This is a genomic window from Pelagibacterium luteolum (assembly GCF_900100665.1).
In the GTDB taxonomy this organism is placed as follows: domain Bacteria; phylum Pseudomonadota; class Alphaproteobacteria; order Rhizobiales; family Devosiaceae; genus Pelagibacterium; species Pelagibacterium luteolum.
Window position 1 is genome coordinate 102,223 of record NZ_FNCS01000005.1, and the last position, 20,337, is coordinate 122,559.

19 protein-coding genes are annotated in these 20,337 nt (G+C 61.6%); 3 read left to right on the forward strand and 16 right to left on the reverse strand.

Going from position 1 to position 20,337, the window contains the following annotated elements; translation table 11 throughout:
- Positions 1–31: 31 nt before the first annotated feature.
- The 11 genes from BLR31_RS10715 to BLR31_RS10765 all read right to left on the reverse strand — a co-directional run bounded on the left by BLR31_RS10715 (position 32) and on the right by BLR31_RS10765 (position 11,609).
- On the reverse strand, positions 32–697 hold the full coding sequence (locus tag BLR31_RS10715) for a protein-L-isoaspartate(D-aspartate) O-methyltransferase (protein WP_090595953.1): 666 nt from the start codon (positions 695–697) through the stop codon (positions 32–34).
- A complete protein-coding gene (surE, locus tag BLR31_RS10720) occupies positions 694–1,485 on the reverse strand; it encodes a 5'/3'-nucleotidase SurE (RefSeq protein ID WP_090595956.1) in 792 nt (263 codons plus the stop codon). The genes BLR31_RS10715 and surE overlap by 4 nt, the downstream gene beginning before the upstream one ends.
- On the reverse strand, positions 1,482–2,786 hold the full coding sequence (gene serS, locus BLR31_RS10725; RefSeq protein WP_090595960.1) for a serine--tRNA ligase: 1,305 nt from the start codon (positions 2,784–2,786) through the stop codon (positions 1,482–1,484). Before serS ends, surE begins: the two co-directional genes overlap by 4 nt.
- A gap of 84 nt (positions 2,787–2,870) precedes the next feature.
- Positions 2,871–3,704 carry a twin-arginine translocase subunit TatC gene (gene tatC, locus BLR31_RS10730; protein ID WP_090595963.1) on the reverse strand — a complete coding sequence of 278 codons (834 nt, stop codon included), beginning with the start codon at positions 3,702–3,704 and terminating at the stop codon, positions 2,871–2,873.
- Positions 3,705–3,707: 3 nt separating this feature from the next.
- The gene (tatB, locus tag BLR31_RS10735; protein ID WP_090595966.1) at positions 3,708–4,457 is read right to left on the reverse strand and encodes a Sec-independent protein translocase protein TatB; all 750 of its coding nucleotides are present in this window, start codon (positions 4,455–4,457) and stop codon (positions 3,708–3,710) included.
- A 141-nt stretch (positions 4,458–4,598) separates the two neighbouring features.
- The gene (tatA, locus tag BLR31_RS10740) at positions 4,599–4,838 is read right to left on the reverse strand and encodes a twin-arginine translocase TatA/TatE family subunit (RefSeq protein ID WP_090595969.1); all 240 of its coding nucleotides are present in this window, start codon (positions 4,836–4,838) and stop codon (positions 4,599–4,601) included.
- A 215-nt stretch (positions 4,839–5,053) separates the two neighbouring features.
- Positions 5,054–5,728 carry an SMC-Scp complex subunit ScpB gene (gene scpB, locus BLR31_RS10745; RefSeq protein ID WP_090595972.1) on the reverse strand — a complete coding sequence of 225 codons (675 nt, stop codon included), beginning with the start codon at positions 5,726–5,728 and terminating at the stop codon, positions 5,054–5,056.
- A complete protein-coding gene (locus BLR31_RS10750; RefSeq protein ID WP_090595974.1) occupies positions 5,725–6,516 on the reverse strand; it encodes a segregation and condensation protein A in 792 nt (263 codons plus the stop codon). The genes scpB and BLR31_RS10750 overlap by 4 nt, the downstream gene beginning before the upstream one ends.
- A gap of 82 nt (positions 6,517–6,598) precedes the next feature.
- On the reverse strand, positions 6,599–8,533 hold the full coding sequence (locus BLR31_RS10755) for an SPOR domain-containing protein (protein WP_090595975.1): 1,935 nt from the start codon (positions 8,531–8,533) through the stop codon (positions 6,599–6,601).
- 86 nt (positions 8,534–8,619) lie between these two features.
- Complete coding sequence (gene argS / locus BLR31_RS10760) at positions 8,620–10,371, reverse strand: arginine--tRNA ligase (protein WP_090595978.1); 1,752 nt, start codon at positions 10,369–10,371, stop codon at positions 8,620–8,622.
- A 41-nt stretch (positions 10,372–10,412) separates the two neighbouring features.
- Positions 10,413–11,609 carry a deoxyguanosinetriphosphate triphosphohydrolase gene (locus tag BLR31_RS10765; protein ID WP_176762607.1) on the reverse strand — a complete coding sequence of 399 codons (1,197 nt, stop codon included), beginning with the start codon at positions 11,607–11,609 and terminating at the stop codon, positions 10,413–10,415.
- A 79-nt stretch (positions 11,610–11,688) separates the two neighbouring features.
- On the opposite strand from BLR31_RS10765, the gene BLR31_RS10770 reads away from it, so the two are divergent.
- Both BLR31_RS10770 and xth read left to right on the forward strand, forming a co-directional pair.
- Positions 11,689–12,039, forward strand: a complete 351-nt coding sequence (locus tag BLR31_RS10770) for a HesB/IscA family protein (RefSeq protein WP_244505026.1) — start codon at positions 11,689–11,691, stop codon at positions 12,037–12,039.
- Positions 12,040–12,089: 50 nt separating this feature from the next.
- Positions 12,090–12,896, forward strand: coding sequence for an exodeoxyribonuclease III (gene xth, locus BLR31_RS10775; protein WP_090595983.1), 807 nt, complete (start codon positions 12,090–12,092; stop codon positions 12,894–12,896).
- A gap of 71 nt (positions 12,897–12,967) precedes the next feature.
- Here the strand turns inward: xth and BLR31_RS10780 are convergent, their stop codons facing one another.
- On the reverse strand, positions 12,968–13,768 hold the full coding sequence (locus BLR31_RS10780; protein WP_176762608.1) for a tetratricopeptide repeat protein: 801 nt from the start codon (positions 13,766–13,768) through the stop codon (positions 12,968–12,970).
- Positions 13,769–13,847: 79 nt separating this feature from the next.
- On the opposite strand from BLR31_RS10780, the gene BLR31_RS21685 reads away from it, so the two are divergent.
- Positions 13,848–14,186, forward strand: coding sequence for a hypothetical protein (locus BLR31_RS21685; protein ID WP_176762609.1), 339 nt, complete (start codon positions 13,848–13,850; stop codon positions 14,184–14,186).
- A 186-nt stretch (positions 14,187–14,372) separates the two neighbouring features.
- On the opposite strand, the gene BLR31_RS10785 is transcribed toward BLR31_RS21685, so the two are convergent.
- From BLR31_RS10785 to BLR31_RS10800, 4 genes are all read right to left on the reverse strand, one after another.
- Positions 14,373–17,099, reverse strand: coding sequence for a valine--tRNA ligase (locus BLR31_RS10785; RefSeq protein WP_090595988.1), 2,727 nt, complete (start codon positions 17,097–17,099; stop codon positions 14,373–14,375).
- A 95-nt stretch (positions 17,100–17,194) separates the two neighbouring features.
- Positions 17,195–17,905 (reverse strand): DUF2497 domain-containing protein, encoded by a 711-nt coding sequence (locus tag BLR31_RS10790; protein ID WP_176762610.1) that lies wholly within the window; start codon positions 17,903–17,905, stop codon positions 17,195–17,197.
- Between the two features lie 197 nt (positions 17,906–18,102).
- Entirely contained in the window at positions 18,103–19,455 is a 1,353-nt protein-coding gene (locus BLR31_RS10795) for a TolC family protein (protein WP_090595994.1), read from the reverse strand.
- Positions 19,456–19,618: 163 nt separating this feature from the next.
- Complete coding sequence (locus tag BLR31_RS10800; RefSeq protein WP_090596222.1) at positions 19,619–20,272, reverse strand: protein-L-isoaspartate O-methyltransferase family protein; 654 nt, start codon at positions 20,270–20,272, stop codon at positions 19,619–19,621.
- Between the last annotated feature and the right edge of the window lie 65 nt (positions 20,273–20,337).

Genomic DNA, 20,337 nt, shown 5'->3' on the forward strand with positions numbered 1-20,337 from the left:
GTCTTAAATTGCGACTCCCGGTGCATTTTTCCTACAGGGTTCGGGATCGCCCCGGGCTCAATGGAGCAAGGCGCACAGAGCCCACTTCGGTCTCGATGAATGTATCGTCTTCCCGTTCGACGCGGAGGATCACCTGGCGCTCGGTGGGGGCTCCAATGGCGACCACGGCGACGCCGCCATCGGCGAGCTGATCGAACAGGCTATCGGGCAATTCGGCCAGCGAGCCTGTCAACAGGATGCGGTCGAATGGCGCCTGTTGCTCCAGACCGTTGAGGCCATCCTCGTGCAGGCCGACGACATTGGTGATGCCCGCCTTTTGCCAGCGGGCAAGTGCGAGCGTCGACAGCGTGCGATATTTCTCTATCGAAAACACGCGCCGTGCCATGCGCGACAAGAGGGCCGCCGAGTAGCCCGACCCGGTCCCCACTTCCATCACCCTGTTGGTGTTTTGCGGCTCGAGATGCACCAGAAGCTGGGCGAGGATGGTCGGAGAGGTGATCGACTGGCCGCATTCGATGGGCAGTGACGATTCGCGGTAGGCGTATTCGGCGAAGGCATCAGGCACGAACATTTCGTGCGGCACTTGCTCGAATGCGCGCAGGATATCGGAATCGGTAATGCCATGCTGGCGCAAATTCAGGATCAGGCCGGCCCGCGCTTCGAAATAATCGCTAACGCCGGTGCCGTCCTCTGTCATGTGCGCCCTGGTCCGTTCAGCGGCAGAGAGCCTCCGGATCGCCTGACGAAATCGAAATCTGTCTGCTGCAGCATCAGCGGGGTGACCGTTATGGCATTGTCTTCATGCAGGATATGGAAATCGGCGTCCGCGTCCAGTGGCTTGGGCGTCGAAAGAATCGTGACGAAGTGCTTTCCCGGATTGCGGCTTTCGTACAGCTCGAAGGGAGAGTGTGCGAAGCGCTGATGGGGCACGACGCGAATACCGCTCACCTCATCGGGCGTGGCTATGGGAAAATTGACGTTGAAATAGACGTCCTCGCCCTCAAAGATTTCCATGATCGAGCGGACGACGGCAGCGCCGTGGGCAGCAGCCGCGCCCCAATCGATTTCGTCGCGCCCGTGGTCGTAATCCATCGCCTGGCTGAACGCGATGCCGAGGGCGCCGTGTAACGCCCCTTCCCGCGCGCCGGCTGCCGTGCCGGAGCAATGCATGATGTCGCCAAGGTTCAGGCCGCGAGCGACCCCCGAGAGAACGATATCGGGCCGACGGTCTTTCAGGACATGCGTAATGCCCGCAACCACGCAATCGGCCGGTGTGCCGTCGATGGCATAAACCCGATCACCGCGCTCTTCGATCTCAATCTCATAGCCGAACGTCATCCGGTGTCCGGTGCCGCTCTGGTTGGCGGCGGGGGCGACCACCCATACGTCGTTGGAAAGTTCCCGCGCGATATCGACCAGCACAGCGAGGCCCGGCGCGTCGACGCCATCGTCGTTGGTCAAGAGAATGCGCGGATTGACCTTCATCCGCCGATCTTTTCCACGCCACCCATGTAGGGACGCAGGACGCTGGGGATCGTCACCGATCCGTCCTCGTACTGGTAGTTTTCCATAACGGCGATCAGCGCCCGCCCGACGGCGACGCCCGACCCATTGAGGGTGTGGACGTATTGGGGCCTCCCATTGGCATCGCGATAGCGCGCATCCATGCGGCGGGCCTGGAAGTCGCCGCAGACAGACACCGACGAAATCTCGCGATAGGTGTTTTGGCCCGGCAACCACGCCTCGATGTCATAGGTCCGCTGTGCGCCGAAGCCCATGTCGCCTGTGCACAGATGCATAACGCGATAATGGATATCGAGGCGCTTGAGCACCTCTTCGGCACAGGCCAGCATGCGCTCATGTTCGTCAGCGGATTTGTCCGGCGTGACGATCGACACCATCTCGACCTTGTTAAACTGATGCTGCCGCAGCATGCCTCGCGTATCGCGCCCAGCCGACCCGGCTTCGGACCGGAAACACGGTGTGAGCGCCGTGAAGCGCAGCGGAAGCTCGCCTTCGGGGATGATCGAATCGCGGACAATGTTGGTAAGGGGCACTTCTGCCGTGGGAATCAGCGCGAGACGCCCGTCGCCGTGGCTCGCAAAGAAGAAGTCGCCGTCAAATTTCGGCAACTGTCCCGTGCCGAACATCGCCTCGTCTCGCACAAGATATGGTGGCTGCACTTCGGTATAGCCGTGTTGATCGACGTGCAGGTCAATCATGAATTGGCCGATGGCGCGCTCCAGCCGGGCGATCTGCCCTTTGAGCACGACGAACCGGCTGCCCGAAAGTTTGGCCGCTGTTTCGAAATCCATACCGCCCATAGCCTCGCCGATCTCGTAGTGCTCTTTGGCAGCAAAGGCGAGATTGGGCTTTTGTGGTCGCGTAGCTTCGGATTCGTTGGCGCGGAAATATGGTGCGTTGTCGCTTTCGTCGGCACCTTCGGGCACGCCGTCGGCCGGAAGGTTTGGAATGACGGACAGCGCGGCGCGCAGTTGCTCGGTCAGCTGCTTTTCGCGGGTTTCGAGTTCGATGAGCTTGTCTTTGAGCCCGCCGACTTCGGCCATCAGTTTGGCGGCGCGCGCTTCGTCCTTTTGCGCCTTGGCCTGCCCGATCAGTTTCGAAGACGCGTTGCGCTTCTCCTGGACGGCGTTGAGTTCGGCGACGACGGCGCGGCGCTCGTCATCGATTGCGATCAGAGAGGCCGACACCGGCTCCGCGCCGCGCGACCTGAGCGCTGCGTCGAAGGTGTCGGGGTGGGCGCTGATCCATTTGATGTCGAACATATTGGCCGGTCCGCTTGAGTTTTAGGTGCGGTCCGTTGCGTAACCGAGACGCTATCGAAAGACAAGGACGGCGAGTGTCGGGCGCTAGCCCTGCAGGTCCTTGAGAATCTGCGCTTCTTTCGCCAGTCGCCGCTTTTCGACGATGCGGACCGCTATAACCGACAGCTCGTAGAGCGCCAGCAACGGGATCGCGAGACCGATCTGGGAGATCGGATCGGGCGGCGTCAGGAAGGCGGCAACGATAACGATCGCAACGATCGCGTATTTGCGCCACGCCTTGAGGTTGTCGACCCCGATCAGCCCGATCTGCGCCAGAAGCGTCAGTATGACGGGGAGCTGGAAGCACACGCCGAACGCCAGCAGCAGCGTCATGATGAGGCTGAGATATTCCGACACCCGCGTCATCATCTCGATGGTGACGCCGTTCGGATCGGTCTGCTGCATGCCCAGGAAGAACCCCAAAGCCAGCGGCATAATGCCATAGAAAACCACGGCCGCGCCGAAGATGAAAAAGATCGGCGTTGCGATCAGATATGGCAGGAACGCCATGCGCTCGTTCTTATAGAGCCCGGGCGCGACAAAGGCGTAAATCTGGCTGGCGATGACGGGAAAGGACAAGAAGATCGCCGAAAACAGCGCGACAGAGAGCTTGGTAAAAAAGAACTCCTGCGGCGCGGTGTAGATCAACCGTACGGCTTCCGGCCCACCCGCAGCAGCGACAAAGGGGCCAAGGAGGAATGTGTAGATAGAGTCGGCGAGAAAAAAGCAGATGATGAACAGAACGGCGATTGCAATCACCGAATAGATCAGCCGCGTCCTCAGTTCAGCCAGATGCTCGATGAGCGGGGCTTCGCTATCCTTGATGTCGTCGTCGCCGGACGCCTTTGCCCCAGCAATTTTCGGTTTTGCGTCGGCCATGGATCAATCCTCCCCCGCTGCTGGCGGCGTGGCATTTGGCGTCGCGGGTTTGCGCGTGCGCTTGGCCGGCGCGGGCGCCGTGGCATCGGTAGCAGCAGCGGCAGGCTTTGCCGCCTTGGGCTTCGCCGTGGCCTTGGCCGCAGCCGGTTTTGCCGTCGCAGGCTCGGCCTTGGCCGTCGCAGGCTTGGCCTTGGCTGCCGCGGGCTTGGCTTTGGCTGCCGCGGGCTTGGGCTTGGCGGTCGTCGTTGTGCCGTTTGAGGTCGCAGGCTTAGCAGCGGCCTTCGGCTTACGAGGCGCGGCCTTGACCTTGGTCGATGCTGTCGCTGCCAGCGGCGCGGCTTGCTGTGCCGTCGTCGTTGCGGCATTCGGCGGCGTTATGGGCTCGGTGACCGGCGCGGGAAGCGGCTTCATCCCGGCCTGTGCGCGGATTTCGTCGACGACGCTTTCCTTCGCGGGATCGGCGGGCGCGAGTTTTCCCGAGGGCTCTACCTTGCCGTTGCGCAGTGAGTTGAACTCACGGGTCAAATCCTGCGTCGTCTGCTTGAGCGGATCGGAGATCGACTTCTTGGCGTCGCGGAATTCGTCGGCCGCAATTGCCTTATCGATTTCGCGCCGGAACTCGTTGCTCATCTTGCGCACCGTGCCCATGGCACGGCCCAGATTGCGCAACATGACGGGCAGGTCCTTGGGGCCCACGACAATGAGCACCACGACGGCGATGACGAGCATTTCGCTCCAGCCAAGGCCAAGCATCAGGGCGTATCCTTAAAACCGATGTCGCAACAGAAGAATGTCGTCAGAGCCTGATTTCGCCTTGAAGCGGCGTCAGCCTCCGAACCCTTGTTTTCGCGTGAAATCGAACCGGAAAAGTCTGCAACTTTTCCTGATCTCACTCTAGACATCCTTGCTGCGATTAACGTCCTTGGCCTCGCTCATGGTCGGCGCAGGCTCGCCTGGCCGCTGGTCGATCGAGGCGACGGGCTTGTCGTCGGGGGTATCGTCTTCGGCCATTCCTTTACGGAATGCCTTGATGCCTCCGGCCACTTCACCCATCAGGCTGGAAATCTTGCCGCGCCCAAACAGAAGCAGCACGACGACCGCGATAATCAGAAGTCCCCAGGGTCCCGGATTCATGTCAATTCTCCCAGTTGGCGGCCAAATCAGTCTTGGCAGGCCGCCGAAATATGTGTGCCCAGAGATATTGCCTCTTGGCGGCGAAAACAAGGATCAGATTGTCTGATCCGACCAGTGGACCAAGCAAATCTCAGGTTTATCCCGTAGTCAGCGCGCGATGCGCAGATGTCGATGCCGTCATAACGTTGCCGTGAGGCCACTTATTCCCCGTGCGCTCAGTCGTTCGACTCGTCGTCAGATTCGGGATCGCCGAGATCGTCGGGGTCGAGCGGGTCTTCCTCGTCGGTGAGATCGCCAGCGAAGGGCAACGGCACCTGAAAGCTCGACGGCACGCGGCTCGAGAGGAGACCCGCGCCCTTCAAATCCTCAAGCCCGGGCAAATCGCTCAACGCTTCCAGCCCGAAATGGTCGAGAAACGCGTCGGTCGTGCCGTAGGTCACAGGCCGTCCCGGAGTTCGGCGACGCCCGCGCATCCGCACCCAGCCTGCTTCCATCAGCACGTCGAGCGTGCCTTTGGAGATCGACACCCCGCGCACCTCTTCGATTTCAGCACGCGTCGAGGGCTGGTGGTAGGCGATGATGGCCAGCGTCTCCAGCGCGGCCCGCGAAAGCGGTCTTGTGTCTGTCTGCTCGCGTCGCAGAAGAAAATTGAGGTCCTCGGCGGTGCGGAAGGCCCATTTGCTACCCCGTTGCACCAGCGTCACGCCCCTGCCCGCATATTGCCGCTGCAAGGCGTCAATTAGTGCATCGAGATCGGCGCCGTCCGAGAGATAGGGCCGCATCGCTTCAAGATCGACCGGCTCTTCGGAGGCAAACAGCAAGGCCTCCATGATGCGCAGATTGCGCGCCTCGATTTCCGGCTGCTCGCCGAATTCTTCATAGGCGCTCATTGCACATCGCCCTGCCGGCGCCGCATCATAAGGGGCGCGAACGCTGCATTCTGGCGCAGTTCGACTTGGCCCAGCCGCACGAGTTCAAGCGACGCGGAAAAGCTCGACGCAAGCGCCGTGGCGCGCTCGTCGGGCTTGGCGAGATACTGGGCCAGATAGGTATCGAGCGAGATCCATTCAAAACTCTGCCCGATCAGCCGCTCCAAAATCTCGCGTGCATCTTGGAGCGCCCAGACAGAGCGCTGATGCACGGAATATTCCGCCGGTATGCCGCGCTCGCGCTGGGCCGCATAAGCCCGGAGCAGTTGATAGAGATCGGCTTCCCAAAGCGCATGGCGGGTGATCGAGATCGGCTCGGGCATACCGCGCTTGAAAATGTCGCGCCCGAGCAGCGAGCGGTTCATCAGCCGACTGGCTGCGTCACGCATGGCTTCGAGGCGCGCCAGCCGAAATTGCAGCAATGCGGCCATTTCCTCGCCGCTCGGCTCGTCGTCATCGGCGTGCTGGGGCACCATGAGCCGGCTCTTGAGATAGGCCAGCCAAGCCGCCATCACCAGATAGTCCGCAGCGATCTCGATCCGCTGCTTGCGTACGGTCTCGATGAAAGCGAGATATTGCTCGGCCAGCGCCAAGACCGAAATCTTGGTCAGATCGACCTTCTGCTTGCGCGCCATCTCCAGCAGCAGATCGAGCGGGCCTTCATAGCCGCCCACGTCGACGTGAAGCACCGCATCCGGCTCGGCGCGCTCGGGCAAGTCCTGGGACCAAAGATCGGTGGTTTCGGCCATATCCTGCCGCTGTAAGTAACGAAATAGGGGAGCAGCATTGCCACTCCCCCGCAAGACGTCAAGGCAAGGCTAAGCCTTGGACCTAGTTATTCAGCACGAAGCAGTCGCCGCCCTGCCCTTGGATCGCGGTGCAGACCGAATTCGCCTGAGCAAATGTCGGCTGGGGTAGACGGACGCGATAGTAGATGCCGCGCTCGCCAAGATCGACTTGGCTGACTTCCGGAGTCGCACCGTTAAACAGAGAGCCAAACCGCGCCTGCAGCGAGGGAATGTCGGCCTGCGCGTCGGCCTCGGTGCGCTGCGATGCGAGTTGCACCCAAGCGCCGACAGTGCCGGACGGTGTGGTGGCTGCCGGGGTCGGTGCTGTCGCAGCCTCGGTGCTTGCAACGGCTGCGGGCGCGTCGGTCGCGGCAGGCGTTGCCTCCGGCGCTGCGGGGGTTGTTTCCGTCGCCGCCAGCGTTGCGGGGCGCGGGATGGGCAATGGGGTGGTCGTGCCAGTAGCATCTGTCGCCGTTGTGGCGGTCGCAGGCGTATCGCTCGTTTCAGCGACGGCTATGGTGGCAGTATCCGTAGTGGCCGGGGCCAAGGCGGTTTCACCCGCCATGGCTTCGGCGATCGCCGCACCGATCGGGTCGGAGGTCAGCGTGCTATTGGGAACGGCCGGGACGTCGGGGCGGTCCACGGGCAGCACGTTGGAGCCTGCGACGCTATCCTCGGCCTGAACGATGGTGCCGTCGGGGCGAACCGTAACCGTCCGCACGGGGCGATTGGCGAGGGCCATCTCGCCTTCCTCGGCGCCGATGACGCTGGCCACTTCGTTGCCGGTGGCACCGCCGGTCTGGTCACGCGAGACGAGCGTCTCGTCCTCCACGGCAGCGGTATTGCCTTCGATCTCGTTGAAAACGACCGACTCATTGCCAGTGGCGACAGGCTCTGCGCCCTCTTCCTTGAGCGGTGAGGCATCCGCCGTCAGCACCGGCGCTTCGCCGGGCACGGGCGCGCCGGTGAAAAACATCGCATAGGCGCCGCCCAGAAGGCCGACGAGAACGACGCCGGCCGCTACCGGCAGAACAAAACCGGGCAGACCACGGCGCGGACGCGCTGCGCTCTCTTCGGTCTCGTCGTAATATTCTTCGTCGTCGCTTTCCATCTCAGGCTCGCGCCTGTCATATTCAGCGCTTGCAGCAGCGTTGGAAGCGAACAGCGGGTCGGGCACGCGCTCGAAGTTCTGCTGCTCATTGGCCGCATAGTCGGTCTCGACTTCCTCGTACGCGTCTTCATCTTCATGGGTCGGCGTGTCGGCATCCGGCTCGTATCGACGTACGGGCGAACCGGTAGCCGCGGCAGCCGCCATGATGGCGGACTCGGCAGCATCGACGGCCGAACTGGTCGGGCCGTCATCAAGAAAGCTAGAGCGGACGCGACGGCCAGATATCGAATTATCGGCATTGGCGCGTGCCGCCTCACCGATCAGGGCTTCGATCTCGGACAACGGATCTCGGTCTGTCGTCTGTTCTGCGGTGTAATCTTGCTCCGGTTCGACCCAGGTCTGGGACGATTGCGCGGGCTCGGCGTAACTCGGCTGCGACGGGGCGGGGACGGGGTCGGACGAAAAATCCTCCCACTGCTCCTCACCGGTATCACGGGTGTAAGCCTCGACTTCGGCGTCCGCGATCAAGCCGGCGATCGGGTCGGCGCTCTCGTCCTCGCGGACTGGCTCCGGATCGTAATACGCTTCGGTGGCCGGCGGCTCCTGATCTGCTACGAACGCGTCCTCGTCGGACGCGCCATAGGCGGGCGCATCCTCGGGCCAGAACTGATCGTCCTCAACGGCCTGCTCAGGTTCGGGCTGGCCTTCCGGCTCGGGTTCCGGCGCAAAGCTCGGCTCGGTCCGGGTGTAGGCATCACTTTGTGACGATGTCTCACGCGCATCCTGAGCGACCAACCGCGCCAGTTGCGCAATCAGATCATCAGAGTCCTGCGTCTCGTTCGACTTGTTATGCCTGTTTGAATCCATAGAGCAGCGCCCTGAAAGTCTTCGCCCGACTTACTCTAGAGTGTTGAGAGTATGACCCGGCACTTGTTCATAGCAATGCGCCTTAATTATGAAAGCTCTTGAGGCGCCGTAACACCGAGCAGCCCGAGCCCATTGCTCAACACCTGTCGGACACGATCGACCAAAGCGAGTCGCGCAAGTGTCAGTGTCGGGTCTTTGTCGTTAACAAAGCGTAAGGCCGGATCGTCCTTGCCCTTGCCCCAGAAGGCGTGGAACTGCGCCGCCAACTCGTGCAGATAGAACGCAAGCCGGTGCGGCTCATGCGCCCGCGCTGCCGCTGCTACCTGACGCGGCCATGCACCAAGCGTGCGGATCAGCTCGATCTCTTCGGGCGACGCCAGCAGCGACAGATCTGCGCCGGCGAGCGCTGCCGGCGACGTATCGAGATCGGGCAGATCGCGCGCGGCATTGCGGAAGACGGAGAAAGTTCGGGCGTGCGCGTACTGCACGTAGAAAACCGGATTATCCTTGGTCTGCTCCTTGACCAGCGCAAAGTCGAAATCGAGCGGAGCGTCGTTGCGCCGGAACAGCAGCATGAAGCGGGTGGCGTCGACCCCGACCTCTTCCACAACTTCAGCCAATGTCACCAAGTCGCCGGAGCGTTTGCTCATTTTGACCGGCTCGCCATTGCGCAACAGCTTGACGAGTTGGCAGAACCGCACGTCGGCTGTCGCCTTTCCGCCCGAGACAGCCTTGACCGCAGCCTCAATGCGCGAGGCATAGCCGGCATGATCGGCGCCGAGCACGTCGATGAGGGTCGTGAAACCGCGCATGACCTTGTTGCGGTGATAGGCGATATCGGCAGCAAAATAGGTATAGCTGCCATCCGACTTGACCAGCGGACGATCCACGTCGTCGCCAAACTGACTGGCACGGAACAGCGTCTGCTCGCGGTCTTCCCAATCCTCGGGCGTTTTGCCTTTGGGTGGATCGAGCCGGCCTTCATAGACCAGGCCCTCCTGCCGCAACCACTCCAGCGTCAGATCGATATCACCGCCCTGCCCGTGCAGCGTTTTTTCCGAAAAGAACACGTCGTGCTCGATGTTGAGCTTTTTGAGATCGGCCTTGATCAATTCCAGCATCGCTGCCAGCACGTGCTGTTTGACCGGCGCCATCCAGGCTGTTTCGGGCTTGTCCTTGAGACTGCTGCCGAACTCTTCGACCAGCGACTGACCCACCGGGATCAGATAATCGCCGGGATAAAAGCCGGACGGGATTTCGATCGTTTCGCCGAGCGCTTCGCGGTAGCGCAGGAAGGCCGACCGGGCCAGGGTATCGACCTGCGAGCCGGCGTCATTGATATAATATTCGCGGGTAACGTCGTAGCCGGCATAGTCGAGCAACGCGGCGAGCGCATCGCCATAGACCGCGCCGCGCGTGTGCCCCACATGCATCGGGCCGGTCGGGTTGGCCGACACGTACTCGACGTTGACCTTCTCTCCCTTCCCGATGTCGGAGCGGCCGAAACTGTCGCCCTGTTCGGCAATCGCGGTGAGCACATCGTGCCAAATCTTTGGCTGGAGACGGAAATTGATAAACCCCGGGCCGGCAACTTCGACGGTGACGACATCGTCGTCGGAGCCAAAATGGTCTGCAAGCGCCGCGGCGACCTCGCGCGGGTTCTTGCCCAGCGGCTTGGCGACGACCATGGCCGCATTGGTGGAAAGGTCCCCATGGGCAACGTCGCGCGGTGGCTCGACGACGACGCGGGCCAACAATTCCGCCTGATCGGCAAGCTCAGGAAAATTGGCTTTCAGCGCATCGGTGACGCGCCCCTCGAACAGGGCAAACACATCCATTGAAGGGACCTAACGTCTAACTGGGAAACAAGGCGTGCGGGTTAGCGGAAATCGGGTGTTTCGTCAAACAGGCGCGCGTATTCTTCGAGAGCGAACGGGTCGGTCATGCCGGCGATGAAATCGCACACGACGCGCGCCCGCGTTGCATCGCTACGCGCGGCACCAAACGCCAGCCCCCAGCGGCCCGGCATGTCGCCGGCTTCCATGTAGCGATCGAAAAGGCGCGCGACGACGGTCTCCCCGATCCGCACCGGCACCATCACCAGCGGGTGGCGATAGACCTTGTCGAACATGAATCTCTTGAGCTCTTTTTCAGCCGTTGCCGTCTCAGGCGAGAACCCGATCAAAGGATAGGATAGTGCCCGCACCGCGTCCGCATCGACCGGCGCTGCAGCCACGATCCGTTCGGCACTCTCCGCTATGACGTTTTCGATAGTGCGTGTGATCAGTCGCCGCTGCACCTCGTGGATTTGCCGTCCACGCTCGGCCTCGGGCCACATATCGAGCACTTCGCTGGCGATCGGGCCGACCAGCGGCAGCGCAATCAGGTCGCCTATTGCCAAGAGCCCTGCCCGCGCGGCGTCGTCGATGTCATGGGAATTGTACGCAATATCGTCGGCAATCGCCGCAACTTGCGCCTCAAGGCTGGCATAGGTTTCGGGCAGCAAATCCGCACTTGCCGGAATGTCAGCCAAAGCGACCGCCATATCCTGTCCATGGTGCGAGACGCCCTCCCCGGCGACAGGGCCGTTGTGCTTTAAAATGCCCTCGAGCGTTTCCCACGTCAGATTGAGACCATCGTGGTCGGCATAGCGGTTCTCGATCAGCGCCACCACACGCAGCGCCTGAACGTTATGGTCGAACCCGCCCCAGGGCATCATCTTGTCGGCCATCACCCGCTCGCCGGCATGGCCGAACGGTGTGTGGCCAAGATCATGGGCCAGCGCCACGGCCTCAGCCAGATCTTCATCGAGATGCAGCGCCCGCGCGATCGAGCGCGCGATCTGGCTCACCTCTAGCGTATGGGTCAACCGCGTGCGGTAATGGTGCCCTTCATGGTGCAGGAACACCTGAGTCTTGTGCTGCAGGCGACGGAAGGCTGTCGAATGGATGATCCGATCCCTGTCCCGCTGGAATTCGGACCGCGTAGGACTGGACGACGGCGTATAAACGCGGCCGCGCGAGTGGGCCGGATTGGCCGCATAAGCCGCCAAAGCCGGCCTTTGCATATCACTCATGTCGAATGGCCCCTTTTCATCGTCCTTTACCGATCTTATGTTGGTCGAAACGTTTGACCGCAAACCGATTGGCTGCGCAATGGTGGATACCCAACTAGCACCGAACCAGGTGGTTTTGACAGATCGCGCTGCGAAGCGCATCACCCGCATTCTCTCCATGGAGGAGCCGGGCACCGTTCTGCGAATCGCCGTGGCTGGCGGCGGGTGTTCGGGATTTCAGTACGAGTACAATCTCGTCAAGGAAACACCCGGCGAAGACGACATCGTGCTCACCAAGGGCGACGCTACTGTGCTCATCGATTCCATGAGCCTTGAGTTCATGGGCGGCGCCGAGATCGACTTTGTCGACGATCTCATCGGCCAGGCTTTCCAGATCAAGAATCCCAATGCCGTCGCGTCATGCGGGTGCGGCACCAGCTTTGCCGTTTGATCCCATCGACCCGGACCGCTAATCTGTCGGCCAAACTATAGGAATGGCCAATGAGAATCGCGACCTGGAACATCAACGGCATAAATGCCCGGCTTCCGGCTGTGCTGACCTGGCTCGACGAGGCCAAGCCCGATATCGTCGGGCTTCAGGAAATCAAATGCCTCGATGAGAATTTCCCGCGCGAGGAGTTCGAATCGCGTGGGTATAATCTTGAAACGCATGGCCAGAAAAGCTGGAACGGCGTTGCTCTTCTTTCGAAGATCCCATTCGACGAAGTTCATCGTGGGCTCGCCGGCGACGAAGAGGACCTTCAGTCGCGGCTGATCGAGGGCGTGTTTTCGACCGAGGACGGTGGCATCGTCCGCGTGTGCAACATCTATTTGCCCAACGGCAATCCGGTCGACACCGAAAAATTTCCGTACAAGCTCGGCTGGATGGACAGGCTTTATAATTTCGTCGAAGAGCGCCTGGCGCTCGAAGAGCCTTTCGTGCTGATGGGCGATTTCAATCTCATCCCGACAGGATACGACTGTCACGACCCTAAGGCGTGGTGGGGTGATGCGCTGTTTCGGCCCGAGAGCCTCGAAAAATGGCGCCGCATCATGAATTTGGGCATGACCGACGCCCTGCGCGCCACGACCGACGAGCAGGCCTTCACCTTTTGGGATTTCCAGGCCGGTGCATGGCGGCGCAATGCGGGCATCCGCATCGACCATTTGCTGCTTTCTCCCCAAGCCGCCGATCGGCTCAAAGCGGTTAAGGTTCACAAAGACACGCGCGGCTGGGACAAGCCATCAGATCACGTGCCTGTGGAAGGTGACTTCGCTCTGGTGGGTTTGTCGCAAAAGGCAGCGTGAGGCGGACGCGTCGACTACCCACCGACGTCATGCTGGGCAAAGACCCGGGATGACAGTGGGGGATTGGCCCCTCAATACTCGGCGAATTGCGCCCCGAGGGAATCCGCTGCACGCAGGGCCGCTTCGGCTTCGCTTTCACTGGCCAACGACATTGCGCCCTGTGCAAGTTCGCCGATCCAGCTCTCGTCGCCCGTGCCGAGCGCCCCGCGATAGGCGATGTTTAGCCACATCAGGCCCTCGACCGGCTGGGCCTCCATGCCCTCGCCGCGCACCAGCATATCGCCAAGCCGCGCCTGGGCGCCAGGATGACCTTTACGCGCGGCCAGCGAGAACCAGCGGGCGCTCTGGAGCGGATTGGGGCCGAGTTCGGACGGGTCGAGATACAGCATGCCCACGCGATACTGGGCGTCAGCATCGCCAAAATAGGACGCCGCGTGCATGATCAGCGTACGGCCACGCGCATTGTCCTCGACAATGCCGGCATCGGGCACGCCGTTGAGAAAATAGTCACCGATCTTGACGAAGGACTGCGCGACGATATCGGCATCGAGCGAACTCGGCGGCGCGTCGGCATTGTCGTTAGCGATCTGGGAGAAATACTGGAATGCCTTGGCTGGGTCCTTATCGACGCCGGAACCGGTCTCGTACATGATCCCGAGCTGCCAAAGCGCGATGGGCTGTCCTGCCGCGGCCGCTCCTTCGAGGGCGGATACGAGATTGTCGCTGTCGATCTGGGTGGGATTGGCGCCATCCAGCATCTGGGCGAGTTCCTGGGCGGCATCGAGCGCGCTCTGCGCCTGCGCCGGTGCGGCAAATCCCATTGGCAAAAAGGCCGCGGCCAAAGCCAGCGCGGCACTGCGAACTATAGGCATTATACACCTTCTCACCCGGTTCGCGAAACTGGGCACGCGCATTCGCGCGCCCTCCGCGCTACCGGAAAACACCACCGTATTGTCGATCTCGGCAGATGCATTGTCCGCCGCCAGCCTGTTGAACGTCTTTTTATGTCCGCGCAGTTCCCGCTCGGCGATTCTGATGCGCCGTTTTGCGGAGGTCGTCGCGTGCGCCGCCATTTGGAGCGGCAATCTTTCATTGAGTAAAAAATACCGGTCCATTGTGTCGGCATTAAAGCAGACAGAACGTGCGCCAAGCCGGTCGCGCAGACGCAGGACAAATCCTGCCTCCAACGTCCCCGCCATGATTGCGCCGGTCATCATCATCCCTGCTCCAATGCCCGGTATGAAGGATATCCTTCGTCCGGGACCGTATCGGCAGGCGCGGATCGTCTGACGGCTTTCGCCATCGTCGCATATCCATACCCACCCGCTGCCGACCGTTGTCAGGTCGGTTTAGGGTAAGAATGTGGCGCTGTCCGTTAGGGAAACGTGACTCTGGGGCAAGGGATAACGAGTCGAAAAAACTTGTAGCAAAATTGTCACAACCCCGGAGACGTGGCGCCCCCGGGGTCGTGGCTGATCAGATCAGGCCATCGAGTGCCGTCTGCAACTTCGCGCGGCGGTCCTTGGCGGCCAACAAGCGTTCGCGCTGCTCCTCGACCACCTCATCTGGCGCCTTGGCGAGAAACTGCTCATTGCCCAGCTTCTTTTCGATGCCGCCGATTTCGCCGTCGAGCTTCTTGATGTCCTTGGCGAGCCGCGCCTTTTCAGCACCGATATCGATCAGATCGGCCAAGGGCAGTGCCCAGGTTGCTTCGCCCACGACGAACTGCACGGAATTGTCAGGCACAGCCGCGCCGAACGCGATGTCGGACACGCGCGCCAGCCGCTCGATGGCTGGACGGTGAAGATCGGTCCGGCCCGAGGTGACGTCGTTACCACCAATGATCACCAGAGGCACCTTGGCGCCCGCCGGCACGTTCATCTCGGTGCGTACTGAGCGTATGGCAGAGATCACCTCGACCAGCCAGTTCAGTTCGGCATCCGCCACCGGATATGCCAGCCCAGAAAGATCAGGCCATTCGCTGAGCATCAGGAACCCTTGGCGCGACGGTCCTGTCTTGCCGGTCTCGGCCCAAAGCTCTTCAGTGACGAAAGGTATGAAGGGATGCAGGATCTTCAGAATCTGATCGAGCGCCCACGCCGCGGTCGCCCGCGTTTCGGCCTTGGCAGCTTCGTCCTCGCCCGAAAACAATGGCTTGGCCAGTTCCACGAACCAGTCGCAGAATGTGCCCCAGACGAAATCGTAAGCGTGGTTAGCCGCTTCGTTGAACTTGTAGTCCTCGATCGCCTTGGTGACATTGGCCGCGGCTTTCGCCGTCTGGCCTACGATCCACTGGTTGAGCGAATTTTCGACCGTGCGCGGGTCATAGCCTTCGACGCGCACGCATTCGTTCATCTCAAGAAAACGCGCGGCGTTCCAGAGCTTGGTGACGAAGTTGCGATAGCCCTCGACACGGCTCATGGCCAGCTTGATGTCGCGTCCCTGCGCAGCCATTGCGGCCAGCGTAAACCGCGTCGCGTCGGCGCCATAGCCTTCCACGAGGTTGAGCGGGTCGATGACATTGCCCTTGGACTTGCTCATCTTTTGCCCCTTCTCGTCGCGGACGAGAGCGTGGACATAGACGTTTTCAAAGGGTTCGGTGCCCATGAAATGGATACCGAACATCATCATCCGGGCGACCCAGAAGAAGATGATGTCAAAGCCCGTCACCAGATCGGCGGTGGGGTAATAGGTCTTGAGTTCGTCGGTCTCGTCAGGCCAGCCCAGCGTCGAGAAGGGCCAAAGCGCTGAGGAAAACCACGTGTCGAGCACGTCGGGATCGCGTTCGAGCACAGTGTCGGTGCCATAATGCGCCTTCGCCGCCGCGAGGGCCGCCTCTTCGCTCTCTTCGACAAAGATGGTACCATCCGGCCCATACCATGCCGGGATCTGGTGACCCCACCAAAGCTGGCGCGAAATGCACCAGGGCTGGATGTTGTCGAGCCATGCGAAATAGGTGTTTTCCCAGTTTTTCGGCACGAACTTGGTCCGCCCCTCGCGCACGGCGGCGAGCGCCGGCTGTGCCAGCACATGGGCGTTCACGAACCATTGGTCGGTCAGATAGGGCTCGACCGGCACGCCGCCGCGATCGCCATGGGGCACCGCATGGCGATGGGGCTCGATCTTTTCGAGATAGCCGCCCTCCTCCATCAGCGCGACGACGCGCTTGCGCGCCTCGAAGCGATCCATCGCATCGAGTTCGGCCCAGATCTGCTGCTGCGCGGCAGAGGCGTCGATGCCTCCGGCAAAATCATCATTGCCGGTCAGCCAGATCGAGCCGTCCGGGTGCATGATATTGATGACGCGCAGATTAGCGCGTGCACCGACTTCGAAGTCGTTGAAGTCATGGGCCGGCGTAATCTTGACCGCGCCCGACCCTGCTTCGGGATCGGCATAATCATCGGCAACGATCGGAATGTGGCGTCCGGTGATCGGCATGGCGACATTCTTGCCCACTAGCGCTTGATAGCGCTCGTCTTCCGGGTTCACGGCAACGCCGGTATCACCCAGCATCGTTTCAGGCCGGGTAGTCGCGACGACGATAAAAGTCGAAGCATCCTCTGGATCGAAGCTGACACCCTCGATTGGGTAGCGGAAATGCCAGAGATTGCCGTCGAGCTCGCGCTGTTCGACCTCGATATCGGAAATGGCCGTCTGAAGCTTGGGGTCCCAGTTGACCAGCCGCTTGTCACGGTAGATCAGCCCTTCCTTATGAAGCTGCACGAACACCTTGAGCACGGCGCGCGACAGCCCTTCGTCCATGGTGAACCGTTCGCGCGACCAGTCAGCCGAAGTCCCCAAGCGCTTGAGCTGGTTGAGAATTGTCCCGCCGCTTTCGGCTTTCCATTCCCAGACCTTTTCGATGAATTTTTCGCGGCCCATCTCGCGGCGCGAAGGCTGCTGGGTTTCCATGAGCTGGCGCTCTACAACCATCTGCGTGGCGATGCCGGCGTGGTCCATGCCCGGCTGCCAGAGCACGTTCTTGCCCTGCATACGGTTGAAGCGGACCAGCACGTCCTGAATCGTATTGTTGAGAGCGTGACCGATGTGCAGCGAGCCGGTCACGTTGGGCGGCGGGATGACTATGGTGTAGCTCTCGGCACCCGGCTTTGCGCCCGCGCCCGCCGCAAAGGCACCCGCCTCTTCCCATGCACTGTAAATCCGCCCCTCGACCGAAGCCGGCTCGTAGGTCTTTTCGATCATGTCTATCGATACCTCGACAACGACAACCCGCCTCACACGATGAGGCGGGCCGTAAAAAAGTTAGGGTATGTGTAAAGCCAAGCCGGGCGGCGAAGTCAACCGCCGCGCGAAACCCGCTCGATTTCCTGGGCTACGATGCGCTCGACCATGGACGGCAGATTTTCATCCAGCCAATCCTTGAGCATTGGCCGCAGCATCTCGCGAATCATCGCTTCGATGGTCAGGCCATTGGCGCCGAGCGCGAGGTCGGCGGTGAGCTTTGGTGTATTGAGCTTGGACATCGCGCTACGCACCGCAGCCGATGTGGCAGGCTCAAGCAACTCTTCGGCCAGATCGCGCGACAGATCGGGATCGGGCATGGGCGCGGCCTGAGCGAAACTGGGCCGTTCTTTCGGAACTTCACGGGCGGCGACTGGCGTGGGTGCTGGCTGCGGCGCGGCCATAACGGGCGTTGGCTCGTCCTCACGATCCTGCTCGAAGGCCGCATCGTCCGGCACAACGAGATCGGCCGGTGCATCGAGCAGAGCCGACAGGTCGTCTTCAGCCTCCTGGGTCACTTCGGCCTCCTCTTCTACGATCTGTTCGGGCGAAAGCGCCAGGGGCACGATTTCGTCCTCGTCTTCGTCGCTGAATGGATCGATCTCGGGCAGTGTACCCGTCGCCTCGGCCTGTGGCACCGGGCGCGGAGCGGCTGGAACAGCCTCAACCGGTCGCGGCGCTACGGCGCGCGGTGCTGGCATCTTCTGGGCGGCGGCCTCATCGTCATCGGCAATGATCTGCCGAATCGACGAAAGGATTTCATCCATTGTGGGTTCTTTGGATGCCGGCTGGTTCATCATTGCCCCGCTCTCAGTAGGCCTGGCGTGGCCCGGTACGCGTTCACTGCGCAAATCGGGGGCGCGCCCACGCGATTCGCTTTACGATACCTTAACTTAAGAGTTTGCGCGCCGAAAAGACCGCGATTCTCACGCAGACGCTTTCTCCACGAAAAAAGCTGCACACTTTAGCGGAGGTTGCCCCAGGCATCTGCCGGCGCGGGCGCCGTGTGGTTTACCACGATCTCGCCTTCGACGGTTCGTTGCTGCACCGGCAGGTTCAATGTCTGGGCGTTCAGCGCCCCAATCGCGGCGACGAGCGAATACGCGGCGATGGTCCGCTGCCCCTGCGCCGAAATCAGCGTTTCTTCCACACCCGCCACCGTCGCGCGCGCGTCGAGGACATCGAGGGTGGTCGACTGACCGACCTCGTTCTGGTCGATGACGGCCTGCAGGGCGATACGGCTTGCGGCCACGGCGGCCGTCGCGGCCTCGATCTGCGCAGTTGCCGCTTCAACCCCTGCCCAGCCCTGGCGTACGGCCTCGACGATCTGGTCGCGAGTTGCGAGCCCTTCGAGCTGGCTCTGGATCTGGCCGATATTGGCCTGCTCCACCGAAGGATCGCGGGCCGGGGTATAAATCGGAACAGACAGTCGCAGCGACACTGAAGCACCGGTCACAACGGTGTTGGCGGTGAACCCTTCCGCTCCGACATTGCCGGAGAGCGAAAGGTTCGGTCCGAAGCTTGCGATGGTTTCCTCGTAGCCATACTGCGCAGCGCGCAATTGCGCGGCAGATGCCAGCAGCGCCGGGTGAGATGACGTAGCGCGCGCGAGTGACGCGTCGAGCGACGACGGGATCAGCGCGCTGAAATTATAGCCGCCGCTCAAGGCGCCCGGCATGCGCCCCACAAAGCGCTGATAATTGGCTTCGGACTGGCGGAGATTGTTGACCGCAGCCTGGTAGGACGCCGAAGATTGCGCCAAGGAGGCCTCGGCCTGCGCCACGTCGAGCTGGGTGCCCTCGCCCAGTTCCAAGCGGTCGCGGGCCGATTGGACCTGCGCTCGCACAAAGCCGATGCTTTCGTTGCGGATATCGACGACGCGACGGTTTGTGACGACGTTCACATAGGCCGAAATCACCGACAGCAGCACGTTCTGCTCGGTGTTCTCCGCACCAAAAATGGCAGCTTCGTATTGCGCCTCGGCACCACGGATCGCAGCATCGCTGCTGTTGTTGTCGAACAGCGTCTGGCTGAGCCCCAACCCGATGCTGTCACTGGTCGACCAGCTGTCGGTGGCGCTGTTCCACGACGCGCCGAGCGAACCTTCCGCACCAATGGTGGGCAAGCGCGCGCCTTCGGCGGCGATTATGCCCTGACGCGCCGAGCGCACGGTCAGGAAGGAAGAGGCGATGTCGGGGTTGTTTTCATAAGCATAAGCGAGCGCAGATGTCAGGCTTTCGGCCTGCGCGCTGCCGATCAGCGCCGTGAAGCTTAGAAGGGCAACGGCGCCCAAACGCAATACTCGCGAAACAAACATAAAACCACCGCCTCTAGCGTCCGGCGCAAATTAGGACCGCGAGGGACAGCTTACAACGCCAATTGGAAAGATTATCCAAATTTTAATGACGGTTGATCGTCGCTCGTGCTGACTCGGCAACACTTGAGCGTGATCTAGTCGCTAACAACCGTACAGGCCGCACTCAGAAGACGAATTCTTCCTTTTGCGCGAACTGGCCCAGGACCGGCAGGCTGGCGTTAAAGCTCGCCGTGGAGGCCACGTCAGTCCCCGTCTTGACGAAAAGATGGACCACCGCCGCATTGCCTGTGCCCATTGCCGCGACCAGTCGTCCGCCATCGCGCAGCTGCTCGAACAGCGCCGGTGGCACGGCGTCGACAGCGCCCTCGAGGATCACGACGTCGAACGGCGCTTCGCGCGGCACGCCTGCTTCAATCGGGCCTGCAACGATCGCCGCATTGCCGATATCGAGATCGGCAAGAATATCATTGCCCTTGGCGGCCAGAACCTCGTCGCTCTCGAGCGCGACCACCGCATTGGCCAGGTTTGAAAGCACCGCCGCCGAATAGCCCGTCCCGCACCCGACATCGAGCACCACGTCCTGGCTGTTCACTTCCGCAAGCTGCACGAGCCGCGCGAAGCTGGCGGCGGACGCCAGCGTGCGGCGTGGCGAGAGGGAAATATTTTCATCGCTATAAGCAAAGGGCGCGTGATGATCGGGCACGAATTTTTCGCGTGGCACGCGGTTCATCGCATCGAGTATGCGCCAATTGGTGATGCCGCTGGTCCGCAACTGGTTGTCCACCATCGTCCGGCGCGCGCGCGCAAAATCGGCCATGCTCATCTGCCCTTTTTTCTTCTCGGCTCTCTCATGGGTCAATAGCGCCGGGCCGGTGCCGACGC